The sequence below is a fragment of the Candidatus Defluviibacterium haderslevense genome (assembly GCA_016712225.1).
GTDB classification, from domain to species: Bacteria; Bacteroidota; Bacteroidia; order Chitinophagales; family Saprospiraceae; genus Vicinibacter; species Vicinibacter haderslevensis.
In genome coordinates this window covers 2,529,280-2,545,029 of sequence record JADJRL010000003.1, presented here as the reverse complement: position 1 = coordinate 2,545,029, position 15,750 = coordinate 2,529,280, and the positions used below count along the sequence as shown (strand labels likewise).

Sequence of the window (15,750 nt, the reverse complement as noted above, 5' to 3'; positions counted from 1 at the left end):
TTTACTGCTATTGAAGGATTTCTAATAATTGACTTTTTCTAAATTTGGGTAAACTATTAAATCAAATTCATTGTAAGTCAAATTTAACTCTTTATATTTAAATCTGGCCTAGAAGTCCATAAAATAATTGATGATTCTTAAAACAACCCATTAAAATGGTTCATTTATTAAATCCAAGTCCTTCCCAAAATAGAAAAATTAATAGACAAAATTTACTTTCGGCCGGCATTTAATAAACTTTTAAAACATTATAAAAAAATCATCGATACCACATTAATACAGATATGAAATATTACGTAACTTGGCAAAAGTTATAACAAATCACTTTATGAAATACATACTAATTCTTATTATTTTGACTACTTCCGGCTTTGTTAAAGCTCAATGTTGGTCTGATTTATCTGTAGGCAGGACTCACGTTTTGGCTTTAAAATCAGATGGAAGCATTTGGACATGGGGAGAAAACAGATATGGACAACTTGGTATTGGAAACACTGCTGATCAAAATAAACCAGTTCAGGTTGGTTTAGACAAAGACTGGAAAAGTATTGAAGCTGGTTCAGACAATTGTTTTGCAATCAAAAATGATGGTTCATTATGGGCTTGGGGATATAATTCGGCTGGTGAATTAGGTATAGAATCAATGAGTACTTATAAGAACAAGCCTATACAAGTGGGCTTGGATAAAGATTGGGAATTTGTTTCTTCAGGTTCAGGTTCAACCTTCGGAATCAAGAAAGATGGAACACTTTGGGGATGGGGAGCAATATTTTTTGCTACTTCTAACCAATTAAAACCAATTCAATTTGAATCTGAAAATAATTGGAAATCTGTTTCAAATTGCTCAGAACACATTTTGTTTCTTAAAAAGAACGGAACATTATGGTCAATTGGGAAGAATTATTATGGACAATTAGGCATTGGCATTTATTCCAGTGGAGTTTATACCTTAAGTCAAATTGGATTTAATGATGATTGGGAGTTTGTCCATTCAAGTCCCGGAGTTTCCTTTGGTTTGGTTGCTGGTGGTGCACTTTGGATTTGGGGAAGACTTAACGATAATCAAAACAGACAATGGAATATGCCTGTTGACCCATATGCAAATAAACACTATTGGAATAATATTACTGCAAACACTTTTAATTTTTTTGGCGTGAAAAATGATGGCACCCTTTGGGGTTGTGGCGACAATTACTACGGTCAACTAGCCAACGGTTCCAACAAAGATATTTATTATGACCCAACACAAATTGGCTCTGAAAACAACTGGAAAAAAGTTGCAGTAGGCACTTATGGAAATAGCTTTGCGATTAAAAAGGACGGAACTCTATGGGCTTGTGGACTAAATGACTTAGGACAATTAGGTATTGGATCAAATACAAATGTTTTAACTTTTACAGAAGTTTCTTGCCAATCGAGTACTGCCAATAAAAATATCAACTCAATCGATTCGGAAATTTCAATTTATCCGAATCCTGTAAATAACATACTTACTATTGACCTAAGACAAAGTGATGCAAAACTTACAGATGTTTCAATATGTGATCTGAATGGGAAAAGTATTTATACTGAGTCTATAATACAACAAGTGAATACAAAAAAACAACAATTGCCTATTGATTTATCCTCTTTAAATAGTGGTCTATATTTTATTAAGGTTAATTCAAATAAAGAAATTAAAATTAAGAAAATAATTAAGAATTAGATAAAACTAATGCTTTTTAACAACTTGATAACTTTATTGGAAATAAACGCACCTTACAATAAAAGGTGCATAAAGCCAATTAATAGCTTCTAAGTATACGGACACCCTAAAATTGGCAGAGAAATAATATGGAATTAAAATACAAGAACGAAATATCTCAATTTGACAACTGCGACTTGGCTTTGTTTCAAGCAATAGAAATGGAATCTTTTCGTTGGACATTTGAAGACATCGACGATGTAAGAAATTTTGAACCAATTTATATCAATGACACAAAGAGAAAAAGAGAAAATTGTTTAGGTTATGCTTTGTCATTTTTTACGACACAAAAGGCTAGTTTAAAAAGACATAAAGAATTGACATTAGACAAACCAAAACTTTATAAAAAGTTGGGAACTCATATAGCTTCAGGGCAATTAAGCACAACTGACGGAATTGCAAGTAATCCAGACGAAATAAAGCACTTTGACTTTTTTACTTATGAAAATGTTGTGTTAAACCAGAAATTTACAATTTTAGAAAGCATAGCATAAATGGAAAATTTATTAGGTATTAAAACAGACAAGTCGCATTTAGAACTTATCCAAGAGATAGGAACGTTGCTATTTGCTGAATTTCCAACAACAATGCTTTACTTCGATAATAATAATGATTTAATAATCAAAGAATGGGCTGACTGTTCAGATGATGGCAAATTAGACAGATACTTTTTTTATAAGACAGACATATTAAATGTTGCCAGATTTATAGACAATAAAATAACTCACTTGGATTTAATAAGAAATTCACTAGATGGATTAGTTTACTTTCAAGACCATCTGGATAAAGAAATTTCTGATTTTACAATATTGTCTGTTAACAAAATTCCAAGTTCATATTTACCATCATCAAGTTTTAAATTAAAGAAAACAGACATTGTTGACTATTCAACAATTAATGAAAAACTCAAGTTAAATGAAATTGACACCAACATTGATATTCAAGAAACTGTAAAGGAGTTTGCCAAATATAAGAAAAGTGAAATCTATAACCTTCATATTATAAAAGGAGATGGAGTTGGCTTTGGAACAATAAAAACTGAAACATTAGGCAAAACTCTTGTTAAGTTTGAGAAACTTTATGAAAATGTTGCATTGGATGTTTTAAATGGCATTGACAGAGGCGTTATTGATTTAAAAAGCAAACCGAATAAAGATAAATTTATTTATGCAACATCTGAAGTTGTTGGAAGTTTAGCAGCCTCATATAGCTTACTTTTAAGACCTTACCAAACAGATGTATATTTATTTGATGAACTTTCAAGTAGTGAAAAAATTGCTAACGAAACTTTTGCTTTATTAAATAACAGTACAGAAACAAACAATTTAAAAAATGAATATATTCGACATAGTGAATACACAATTTCGGCATATAAAGGGTTATTAAAGGAAATATATTCATTAGAGTTAGATATAGATATTTCTTGGATTTCAGACAAGAAAGATACAAAATATAATCAGCTAATAAATTACATACTAGCTAATAAAATAATAAACGATATCGAGACATTAAACACAATTAGTGAGGACAAAATAACAAAAAAAGGAAAATTTAGAGCAATAAACTGCGACACAGGACACTTTACTTTTATAAGCAACAATGAGGAACAATTTACAGGTTACTTTGACAAACTAATACGAGAGGGTTCAGAACGAATAGTTTTTACTAAAGTTTATGAAATCTCTATACAAAGAAAAATAACTAAAGAAGCTAGTAAAGACGAACCACAAATAAAAGACACAATAATTGGATTTTATGAATACCAATAACCAACCATCTAACAGCACTTTTGCAGTAGGCTGGGTTTTTCTTGTCTTAAAAAGTTTAATAGTTAATTAATTAATCCTGCTATTCTTTTGTATTAAGATTGATGCTTTTTGGTGATTATAATTGTGCTAAATAAAACTATAAAAATAATTTTAACTGAGTACTTTGTACCCTATTTGTACCTAATGCTAAAACAAAAATTACAAACAATTAACTTTCAGCACATTAGACACAATGGTTACTTTCTGTATCGGAAAGTAATAAACAAAAATAACTAAATCTAGACTTTTTTAGTCTAAGGTCGCAATATGCGTCCCTTAAAAAATTTAAAATCAAATTGCATTTGATATAAAAAGGTAATAGTAAATCAGAAATTTGCAAAAGCTAATATTCCCTATATCATAAATAGTATGCAATAACCTATGACGAAGGTGCAAAACTAGTTTGATCTTATTTACAACTTATCCCAAAAAAATATAAGTGTTCTTCCTCTTTTTAATTGCACCTTCAAGGGTATATAGTCACAAAGCATTCCATTTACATATCAAAATAATTTTATTCTAATATATAAATAACTAATAATTAATACTATACATTTTGTGTTTACATTAATAGTCAGGCATAACGATAAGAGTCCAAAATAAAGTAAAGCTGTATCTTTACAATTCTCTTATAATTGTCAAGCTATAGCTTTACTTTGTAAATGTTTAACTATTTGCAATACCAGCAAAATGTCAGAACAGTATGTTGTTAGGAAAATAAAATCAATCACACATCTATGATAAAATCTTTTCAAATATTGCTTTTCATTTTAGGTATAGGGCTTATAAGCACAGAACATGCATTTAGTACTAATTATTACTTCTCACAAAGCCTTGGCAGCGACTCCTATAGTGGCAGAATAGCTAATCCAAATACTGGCATGACCGACGGACCTAAAAAAAGTATGTCAGCATTAAATACTTTACTCAATTCTGTGGTTAAAGCCGGAGACAGCATATTTTTGAGAAGAGGCGATATCTGGTCTGGACCAACAGGTATAGAAACACAAAATACACACGGAACAATAAGTCAATATATTTTGATTGGAGCTTATGGTATAGGACCTAAACCGATCATCGACAAAACTCAAGCAGGCCAGGTTATATTATGTAGAGGATCGGCAACTTTTGAATCTTCCTATTTGATATTCCAAAACCTTTCGCTTACTTCATCTATTTCAAATGGTACCCGTCCGGATGGTGTTTATATTAATGAAAGTTTTTATAATCTTAAACCTCATCACATTATTCTTGACAGTCTATACATAACCAATTGTCAATCTGGGATGATACTCTACCAGCATGATATTGTAGTTAAAAATTGCACTTTATTCAATAATGGAAATATGAATCAAGGCCACGGCATTTTTGCTTCAGCTAATGACATCCTTTTTCAAAACAACTTATTGGACAGTAATGGTTGCGGCAGCTATTTCGTGCATACCATGTATATAAGCAATTCTAACAATGTACACTTTGAAGGCAATGAAATTAAACGTGCTGATGATGGACTCAAATTACGAGGCTCTAGCAATTTAATCATCAAAAACAATGTAATCCATGATATGCATATTCATACGATACACGTAGGAGGTGATAATATGAACGGCACTAAAAATATTATAATAGATGGTAATTATATTTATAATTCACCTCAAGGCGTAACCATAAATTCTGAATCAGGTACTCAAACTTTATTGAGTGAAAATATTGTAATCAAAAATAATATTTTTCCTTCACATGTATACATTTCCAATAATGGTCCAGTAAAAGATATTCATATTTACAATAATCTTATTTACAATGCAGAACTACAGAATGCATTACTCTTGCTCAATCCTATCAATCCCATTAATATACAAATTAAAAATAATATTTTTTATAAAACAAACGCTAATCCAAATTTTTCATTAATTCATATTGCTTCTTCTACCGGACTTAGTGGAATAACTTTCGATCATAATCTATATTATACATCAACTCAAAATGGTACTCATTTTCGTATTGGTAATAATAATTATAATTCACTTTCAACATTCAAAAATGCATTTCCATTGCAAGAATTACATGGTCAGACAGGTGATCCTAATTTTGTCAATGCTCCTATAGATTTCAAACTAACATCGTCAAGCAAACTTGCTATTGATAAAGGAGCTGATGTAAAAGGTTTTGTTGATTTTGATATTGACGGTTTGACAAGACCCAATGATGGAGATGGAATAAATGGTACTGCCTGGGACATTGGTCCCTATGAATATTGTTGTCCAGTTGTAGGATTTAAACGAACAGAACCCGACCGTGATTTATCCATTTTTCCAAATCCAGCTAATAAAAACATTACCATTTACCACTCTAATGAAATACCAAATAAAATCGTACTTACAGATCTTTCAGGAAAAGTAATTCAAATAGATTATCCTACGGAGGTAAAATCTATTATAAATATTCAACAATTTAGTTTTGGTATCTATTTTGGGCAAGTAGTTTATTCTAATAGATCGGAAAAATTTAAATTCATCAAAGAATAAAAAAATTGTGGAACTGAAAACGTATAACTATGCATGAATTAATTATCGGAACGATTATCATCAGTCTAATGCATGCTATAATTCCGAGTCATTGGTTGCCCATATTGACCATATCTAAAACTCATCATTGGTCGAATTTTGAAACGATTCGTGTAACTTTTTTATTGGGACTTGCACATGTACTTAGCACCATATTAATTGGCGCAGTGTTAGGTATAATGGCATATGGCTTACAAGTGCAAGTTCCAGCATTTACTTCCAAACTAGGACCTATTATCTTAATCATCCTAGGCATATACTTTATATACAGACACCATACGCATCATCATTTTCATGTAGATGATGAATTAATCGAAGGGCCTATAAAAAAAAGACAATTGATTCTTTCTCTAATGATGTTTATGATACTTTCTCCGTGTAGTGAAATTCTGGCCTTCTTTTTCAAAGCCGGAAGTGAATCCATCCAACTATTTATTTTGATAGCCTTAATTTATTCTTCAATCACCATCCTAGGAATGTTGCTGTGGATCAATATGGCATTACATGGCTTAAAAAAAATAAACTGGCACCCAATAGAACATTATGCAGGACTCATAACCGGAATTACTATATTGATTACAGGCCTCATTAGTTTTTTTACCAATTAAATACTAAAGATCTTTTATAAAAAGGTATAATACTCAAAAATAGTTGGTAAAACCTTCATAAGTATATTGAAAATCAATAAATTATAAAGAGTTAATTGAAAGTGGTTTCAATTAACTCTTTTTGTATATGAAAAACTCAAAAAAAAAGATGTTGGGCATGTGGATTTTTAGACACTATTAAATGGGGAAAACAGGCTGGAAAGCAGAGATATAAATGTAAGAATTGTGGTGTTTTATCAACTGGTTCTAATAGCCCTGTAAAGTCAAATAATGAATTAGTTTGGTTTCGAAAATGGGTACTAGAAAGGTTAACATATCGATATCTTCTTGATGATAGTGGATACAGTAAATCAACACTTGAACGCAAGTTTAAGAGCTATTTATCAAATGCTCCTGCTTTTCAAATAAAAGCTCATGATAATGCTCATTTAGTGATTGATGGCACATATTTTAAGGGAGAGCTGTGTTTGGTTTTGTATTATGATTTTGATATTAAATATTGCCAATTTTACCGATTCACCACTAAAGAATCTTATTCTGAAATCAAAGAGGATATTGAAAATGTATTATTGTTGGGAATCCAAATAAAATCAATTACATGTGATGGCCATCCTGCAATTATTAAGGCAATACATAAAGCTTGTCCAGATATAATCATTCAAAGGTGCTTGGTGCATATTCAAAGAGAGACAAACATTTGGCTTAGACGAAAACCTGTAATTGAGTGTAGTATTGAGCTTAAAAGAATAGTAAGCACGCTTCATTTAGTAAAGAATAATAACGATCGAATTTATTGGATCAACCTATTCAATAATTGGTTTGACCAAAACAAAATATTCATAAATGAACAACAAATAAGTCCAGATACTGGAAGAAAATGGTATCGACACAAGGACTTAAGAAGAACAGCAATTATGATTCGAAGAGCAATACCTAATATGTTTCATTATTTAAACAATGCGCAAATACCAAATAATACGAACTCCATTGAATCGTTTTTCGGACATTTAAAAGACACATTAAGTATACATAGAGGATTGTCCAAAAGTAACCGGAAATCATTTATTAAATGGTACTTACATTTTAAAAATGCATCACGAAATTAGGTTTTTTTAAGCCATAAGGCAAACCTGTATTAATATATTAAGTGGTCCATATTCGAACCACTTAATATTACAGTATATGCATCAACTTTATTGCTAGTAGGTTGCTCCTCAGCAGAGCCTAATTCCTCTTCAAGTTGATGGCGGAAATTTAATAAATCACATAGAAAAAACCACCAACTATATTTGACGACATTACCTATAATTTCATTCATGAAAATGCCTGATCTAAAATTTCCTTAAGTTGTGCATCATGCACTTTCTTGTGTCCTACTGCGGAAGATGCACTTTCTGGTCTTCCTATTATTTGCAATGAACCAAAATTCCAATGTTTCTGAACATGAGATGCCGCTCCCATATTAAGTGGTTCTTCTTGTACCCAAGCAAATGTAGCATTAGTATAATTTTTTGTTATTTCTAATAACTGTTCACCACAAAAAGGGTATAACTGTTCGATTCGGACAATTGCTGTCTTTTCTTGTTTTAATAAATCGCGTTTGGCTATTAATTCGTAATAAATCTGTCCACTACAGACTATTACTTTGGAAATAGATTTTTTGTCTTGTATATCATCATCAATGATTTCCTGAAATCGAGATCCTGTTGACATTTCTTCAAACGATGAAATACATTTAGGATGTCTTAACAAAGACTTTGGTGACATAACCACAAGTGGTTTTCGAAAATTCCATGTCAATTGTCGACGTAATAAATGAAAGTAATTTGCCGGTGTTGATACATTAGCTACTATGATATTGAATTCAGCACTTGCTTGTAAAAACCGTTCCAATCTCCCGGAGGAGTGTTCAGGCCCCTGCCCATCATAACCGTGTGGTAACAACATAACCAGGCCACTCATCCGATTCCACTTCAACTCAGCAGTAGCAATGAATTGGTCTACAATAACCTGAGCACCATTTACAAAGTCTCCGAATTGAGCCTCCCATAAGATCAATTGATTGGGTGTAGCCAATGAATATCCATACTCAAATCCCAAAACTGCAAATTCAGATAAGAGTGAATTATAAATAAATATTTTCCCTTGGTCTTGATTGATTTTTGATAAACGATTGTATTCCTCATTATTTTCTTCATCAAACAAAACCGCATGTCTATGTGAGAAGGTTCCACGTTTTACATCTTGGCCACTTAATCTAACATTTCTTCCTTCATTCAAAATACTCGCATATGCCAAAAGTTCTGCCATGGACCAATCTACTTTAGAACCATCAAACAATGTTTGCCAAGCTGCCATCAAACGATTGATTTTTGGTAAAACATTAAATGGTTTTGGAAGTACTAAAAGTTTACTTACTAATTCTTTTATCGTATCCATTGAAATTCCTGTGGTAGGACTTCTTATGAAATCCTTTTTATCAACTTTCTTTTGAAGTGCTCGCCAGGCTAACTCAGGTTCCTGAAATAAATAAGGCAAGGTCTTTTGTTTAACCAGATCCAGCCTTTCTTGTAGATGATTCCAAAAAACCTTCTCCATTTCATCTGCTAAACTTTTTTCTAAATCTCCCCTCTTAGTTAACACTTCTAAATACAATTCACGAACATTAGGATGTGACTGAATAATTTCATACATCTCTGGCTGTGTAAATTTTGGATCATCTCCTTCATTATGACCATGACGTCGATAACAAACCATATCAATAAAAACATCACTATTAAATTCTTGACGGTATGCAATCGCTAATTCGCTCGCGTAAATAACTGCTTCAGGATCATCACCATTAACGTGAAAAACAGGTGCTTGCACCAAACTTGCCATACTTGTACAATAGGTAGCAGATCTTGCATCTTCAAAATCTGTAGTAAATCCAATCTGATTGTTGATCACAAAATGTATCGTACCACCTGTATAAAATCCTTCTAGTTGGGACATTTGCAAAGTCTCATAACCAACACCTTGTCCTGCAATAGCAGCATCACCATGTATTATAATAGGTAATATTTTATCATAATCTGATTGATACAATAGATCTGCTTTGGCTCTAGACAATCCCTCAACTACAGGATTCACCGCTTCAAGATGAGATGGATTCGGAGCTAATTTGAGTTGAACTTTTTTGCCACTAACTGTTTCTGTTTGTGAAGAAAATCCCAGATGATACTTTACATCACCGGAGCCGAAACTTAGATCTGGAATTGCCAATCCTTCAAACTCATTAAATAATTGTTCGTAGGTTTTTTTCATGATATTGGCCAGTACATTCAATCGCCCTCTGTGAGCCATTCCAATGACCACTTCTTCAACCCCAAGATCAACACCACTATTTATTATAGCATCCAATCCTGGAATTAAACTTTCACCACCTTCAAGTGAAAATCTTTTTTGTCCTACATACTTGGTGTGCAAGAATTTTTCAAATATAACAGCATCATTTAATTTTTCAAGTATTCGTTTTTTTTGATCAATACTTAATCCAAAATCTTGATCATTATTCCGTGATTCAATTCTATTTCTTAACCAATTTCTACGGTGACGATCTTCAATATACGCATACTCAAAACCAATTGGACCACAATAGACAGTCTGAAGTCTGGTAATAATATCTTTCACTAAAGCTTGATTCAAACCAAGTTCACTCCCAGCTTGTGACTGATAATTTAAATCATCAGCATGCAAATCATAATCACTTATTTGAAGAAAGGGTTTACGATCTTTCCGCTTCCTAATTGGATTGGTATTGGATAACAAGTGACCTCTGCTTCTATAGCCGTGAATCAGTGACATTACCGCAAATTCTTTTTCCAGAATAGCAGAATTATCGCTTTGGGAAGAAAGTGGTTTATCACTTTGTGCAAAATCATAACCTGCAAAAAATTGCTGCCATTGTTCATCAATGGATTCTGGGTTCTTTTGAAATTCCAGATAAAGTTGCTCAATATAAGCTGGACTGGCATTGGCCAAAAAGGAAAGATCTTTCATAATTCTATATTAAGCAAAATTCAAAATCATATACCAAAAGAAGAATGGCAATTCTAATATAAATCCTCTTAACAATTTACCATGAACTTTAGTTTGGCCTATTGCTTGGATAATTTATGGGTCACATTCATTTTCTGGGGAGCAAGGTGTTTTAGGAATATTATTTCCTAATCTAAAAAGCAAAAACCTTGTTACAATATATTTTGTAAACATAAATTGCGTAGTCGAAGATTATCTTAACCTTATTTAATAATTAAACTTAATGCTCACTGCAGGATTGATGCTGGAAAGAGGGGTACTTTGCATTAACGTCAATTTTAACCTCAACTTCCAGATTGTCTTAGTTGGTACCAAACCTACCCTAAAGGGTGACATACTTGTGGTATACTTGTGGTATACTTGTGCCTAAGGTCATGGAAGAGTATGATTCAACTATTTGTTCAATAAGACTACATCAGAATAAATACCTAGAAATATCATTAAAAATACGTTTTATCTGTTATCCATTCTCCCTAATTTGTGCTGCAAATAATGCCAGTTTTGCCAAATTAAATAAATGTTTTCTGCTATTTAACGATAAATCAAGAAATATTATTGCCAGCGACTTCTAATGTGTTTTCAATGGCAAGAATAAAGCTATTTCAGCCCCATTGCAATCATTGTCAAGCAATTCCTTTCAATTTTCTTTGTACAATGGATTTTATCCGTCGCAATAAATTGATAATTAATACCGGGCTTATACTTGAATAGTTACGATTTATTTAACAAAATTTTAATAATTTATTTAATTCTAATTAATAATTGTAAATTTGGTGCATCGGATTGAGGTTAAAGGGTGACCATAATAATTGTGATTCTGATTTTAATCCACTTTTAATTTCTTACAAACAAAGCAAAACCAAATGGAAAAAAGATTTGACATTCAGACAATATTAATTTGTCTAATTTGTATTGCATTAAATTACAATTGCTTAGCACAAGGTTGTGATCTTAAAGTCAATGCAGGACCGGACCGATTTACTTGTGATCCTTCTGAAGTATTACAATTAAATGGGAATGTTAACTCTAACTATCCCACGAATTTTGAATGGGTCCCAGCTACAGGATTAAGCGATCCTTATAGCTTAAATCCGACAGTAACCATGCCTCCTGGCAAGTATAAATACAAACTCAAGGCAGAAACCATGAGTAACGAACTGATATTTAATGGAGATTTCGAAGCAGGACCTGTTGGATATACCACGGATTTTAATTTGATTTCCCCACATGGAACTTGGATGCCCAGAGATTATGGTGTTGGTGACAGTCCAACGCTTTTTGATGGTTCTTTAGCTAATTGCACCGGGAATGGAAATTTTTTCATTGGAAAAGCATATGGAACATCCGGAGCTCAATTGTGGTGTCAAACCATTGCCACAAAACCAGGTGAGGTCTTTCTATTTAAATTTAAGGCCCAAAAATATAATAAAGTTGGTACTGCCCTTTATCTCAAAGCTGAGGCAAATGGAAAAGTACTGGGAGAATCTGTTTATATTCCTGTTTGCCGATGGGCAGAATTTTCAACATGTTTTGTTGCGACTAGTAATTCAACAACAATATGTATTACAGATTCCAGAGGTTCCACTAGTGCATTTGGCTTAGACGATATTTCACTCATTGAAAAATGCAAGGATGAGGATGAGGTTGAAGTTGAATTTGTTGATCTTAGAGCTAAACTAAAGGCTTTTCCAGTGCCAACATGTTCTTCACAAGAATATACCATTACAGCACTTGAATCTGTTACTCCCAAAAGTCCAAATCTTAAGTACATATGGACCAAATCTAATGGAGGAAATATCATCACCAATTATGGTAGTGTAATTAAAGCTAAAGGCTCTGGTACATACCATGTTAAAATAATTTATACTTCTAATTTAGGAATGTGCGAAGATGAAACTGATATTACCATCGATATTCCTGATCAATTAGATGGAACGCTTGAAGTAATTGGAAAAGCGAATTGCGATAAAGATACGTTTCTATTATCAGGGCTTGTAACAAGTGGAACAGGTACCTATACCTATAGCTGGAGTCCAGCCTCAAATATTATTTCTGGCCAAGGCACACCTTTTGCAAAAGCTATTAATCCAGGAAAATACAGTCTGAAGATAGTAGATGTCAATACTAATTGTGACTTTATCGCTACTGTAAAAGTAGATGCTGATAATAGTCTACCTCAAGGAATTATTACTGGCGATACTATAATAGATTGCACTAAACCATTTGTAACATTAAACTCTACACCAAACGATACAAGTATTTATGAATGGATGTGGATTACTTCAGATCAAAAAACTCTTAAAAACATATCAACTATTGATATCAATAAATCTGGAGAAGTTAAATTAGTAATAACTGATAAAAAATCAAGATGTCAGGATACAGCCTATTGGCTAATTAATGAAAATACAGATTTTCCAAAAATTGATCTCGGCAATGATCTCAGTCTTGATTGCAAAAATACTGAATTCGATGTACTGCCTAAGCAAGACTTTCAACAGGGTTTATTTATTTATGAATGGAAATTGCCAAGTGGAAAAATAGAATTGGATTCAGGATTGTATGACAAAAAAATTTACCAATCAGGTAAAGTTTATTTGAAAGTAAAAAACCTTGATAATAATTGTGAAACTCTGGATTCCATTAATGTATCCGACCTAAGATCAAATCCAACAGTTGCATTATCTAATCCGGGTCCTATAGATTGCAGGTCTCTTAGTGTAAAAATAAATGCTACCACTAAATCACTTAATGAAAAAATATCCTGGTCTACTAAAAATGGCAACATCGTAGGTGGCACCTCATCCCATTCAATTGTCGTGAATAAAGGAGGCAAATTTTATATTGAAGTAGAAGACACCATTGGGCATTGTATCATTACTGATAGCATCTCAGTTATTGAAGATCTTAATACTCCAGTTGTTAAAATAAATGCAGATACCATATTTAATTGTAAAGACGTTCAGAAAACTATTGATGCCTCGGGGTCATCTGATTATGACAACTTAAAATTCATTTGGTCAGGTAATGGTGTGATCGATGCTGGTCTTGGTACTAATAAAATAATTGTTAGTTCTGCCGGAACCTATAAATTAACCATTATTGATACCACTAATGGATGTATGGATACGAAACAAGTAACTATAAATCCTGACCTAAATATTCCGGTAGCTGTAATTAGTAAACCCGCAGTTTTAAATTGTAAAGTAACTTCTGTACAATTGAATTCAACTGCAAGTTCAACCAGTGGCAACACATTAAAATATAGCTGGACCTCTGCACAAAACCATCCAATAGGAAATTCAAACACACCAACACCTGATATCACAAAACCGGGTACTTATATCTTAACAGTAGAAGATATCATTAATGGATGTTCTACTTTCCAATCCATAGATGTTGGCATTGATACCCTTACTCCAATAGTAGATTTAGGTAACGATCAATTGTGGAATTGCTCGACAAAAGATATTTTACTTAATATTCAAAACAACACTCAAGGATTAAACTATTCCTACAATTGGTCGACAAGTAATGGTTTGATTCTTGGATCAACGAATCAAAAAAACATAACAGCCGGCTCACATGGAACTTATAGATTAACGGTCATTGATCAAAATAATTTCTGTTCAAGTTTCAAAGAAATTAATATAAAAGATGACAGAGTCCTACCAGTAGCCGTAGGAACCACAAGTGATATTCTTACTTGCATTAAGAAAAATGCACTACTTGAAGCCACCGGCTCTAGTTCAGGAACTAACATGCAATACATATGGAAAAATGCCAATGGACAGGTTATTGGAAATACAGATAAAATTACTGTTTCAACCATCGGGAAATACACTCTAGAAGTTATGGATATGACCAATAACTGTAATAATTCAACTATTGTTGAAGTGTTTGAAAATGTCCAAGTTCCTTCTATCGACGCTGGACAAGCTCAATTGCTTACATGCAAATTATTAGAACTGGATTTAAACGGAAATATCAATACACCAAATAACAATTATTCTATACAATGGAGTACTTTGAATGGCTTGATTGTAAGTGGATCAAAAACCTTATCCCCTAAAGTTAATCAGGAAGGGGATTATACATTAACTGTAACTGATCTGAATAATGGTTGTATCTCAAGTGATGTAGTAAGTGTAAGTAAAGATAAAAATGTTCCGAGTGATATTGATTTCGAAGTCAATAATCCAAAATGTGTAAACTATCCTGGACAGCTTTCAAAAATTAAAGTTAGTGGCGGCAAGCCCAATTATTCTTACTATCTCGATGGCAATCAAATTGATATTAACGCAGATATCAATGTACAGGTTGGGAACCATCAACTAAAAGTAATAGATGACAATGGCTGCGAAATCACCGATGCATTAACCGTTATTGCTCCGGTTCCTTTAGTTGTTGATCTTAAACCAGAGGTCGTGTTGTTTCAAGGAGATCCATTTGTTTTAACACCTCAATATTCCATCCCTATTGATTCAATTGACACTTACGATTGGAATCCATCAGAACAATTAGATTGTAATAACTGTCCATATCCTAAGATTACAGATAATCAAAAAGATCAGCAATACAGTGTTACCATTACTGATAAAAATGGATGTACTGCGACTGCAACTATTCGAATTAAGGTTGAAGAAAGAGGTATTTGGGTACCCAATGTATTTAGTCCAGGTGGTGATGGTGTGAATGACTCATTCTATCCTATAGTTAAGACAGATTCTTATAAATGGATTAGGTATATGCGCATTTTTGATCGTTGGGGAGAAATGATATGGACCAATGAACATTTTGAACCCAACACGCCCGTAAATGGATGGAACGGAACTTTTCGTGGTGACAAAATAAATCCAGGTGTCTACGTCTGGATTTTGGAAGTAGAATGGAAAAATGGTGTTGTTCAAAAATTATTTGGCGATGTAACTTTGCTTAAGTAA

At 32.7% G+C, this 15,750-nt stretch carries 8 protein-coding genes; 7 read left to right on the top strand and 1 reads right to left on the bottom strand.

The window, feature by feature from the left end; all coding sequences use genetic code 11:
- Positions 1-328 precede the first annotated feature (328 nt).
- From IPK88_09970 to IPK88_09945, 6 genes are all read left to right on the top strand, one after another.
- Positions 329-1,705 (top strand): T9SS type A sorting domain-containing protein, encoded by a 1,377-nt coding sequence (locus IPK88_09970; GenBank protein ID MBK8243739.1) that lies wholly within the window; start codon positions 329-331, stop codon positions 1,703-1,705.
- A 128-nt stretch (positions 1,706-1,833) separates the two neighbouring features.
- A complete protein-coding gene (locus IPK88_09965) occupies positions 1,834-2,238 on the top strand; it encodes a hypothetical protein (protein ID MBK8243738.1) in 405 nt (134 codons plus the stop codon).
- Positions 2,239-3,513, top strand: coding sequence for a hypothetical protein (locus IPK88_09960; protein MBK8243737.1), 1,275 nt, complete (start codon positions 2,239-2,241; stop codon positions 3,511-3,513).
- Between the two features lie 776 nt (positions 3,514-4,289).
- On the top strand, positions 4,290-6,080 hold the full coding sequence (locus IPK88_09955; protein ID MBK8243736.1) for a right-handed parallel beta-helix repeat-containing protein: 1,791 nt from the start codon (positions 4,290-4,292) through the stop codon (positions 6,078-6,080).
- Positions 6,081-6,109: 29 nt separating this feature from the next.
- A complete protein-coding gene (locus tag IPK88_09950; GenBank protein ID MBK8243735.1) occupies positions 6,110-6,727 on the top strand; it encodes a hypothetical protein in 618 nt (205 codons plus the stop codon).
- Between the two features lie 176 nt (positions 6,728-6,903).
- Positions 6,904-7,833: a transposase gene (locus IPK88_09945; protein MBK8243734.1), complete on the top strand. Its 930-nt coding sequence runs from the start codon at positions 6,904-6,906 to the stop codon at positions 7,831-7,833.
- Between the two features lie 208 nt (positions 7,834-8,041).
- Here the strand turns inward: IPK88_09945 and IPK88_09940 are convergent, their stop codons facing one another.
- The gene (locus IPK88_09940) at positions 8,042-10,768 is read right to left on the bottom strand and encodes a 2-oxoglutarate dehydrogenase E1 component (protein MBK8243733.1); all 2,727 of its coding nucleotides are present in this window, start codon (positions 10,766-10,768) and stop codon (positions 8,042-8,044) included.
- 902 nt (positions 10,769-11,670) lie between these two features.
- On the opposite strand from IPK88_09940, the gene IPK88_09935 reads away from it, so the two are divergent.
- On the top strand, positions 11,671-15,750 hold the full coding sequence (locus tag IPK88_09935) for a gliding motility-associated C-terminal domain-containing protein (protein MBK8243732.1): 4,080 nt from the start codon (positions 11,671-11,673) through the stop codon (positions 15,748-15,750).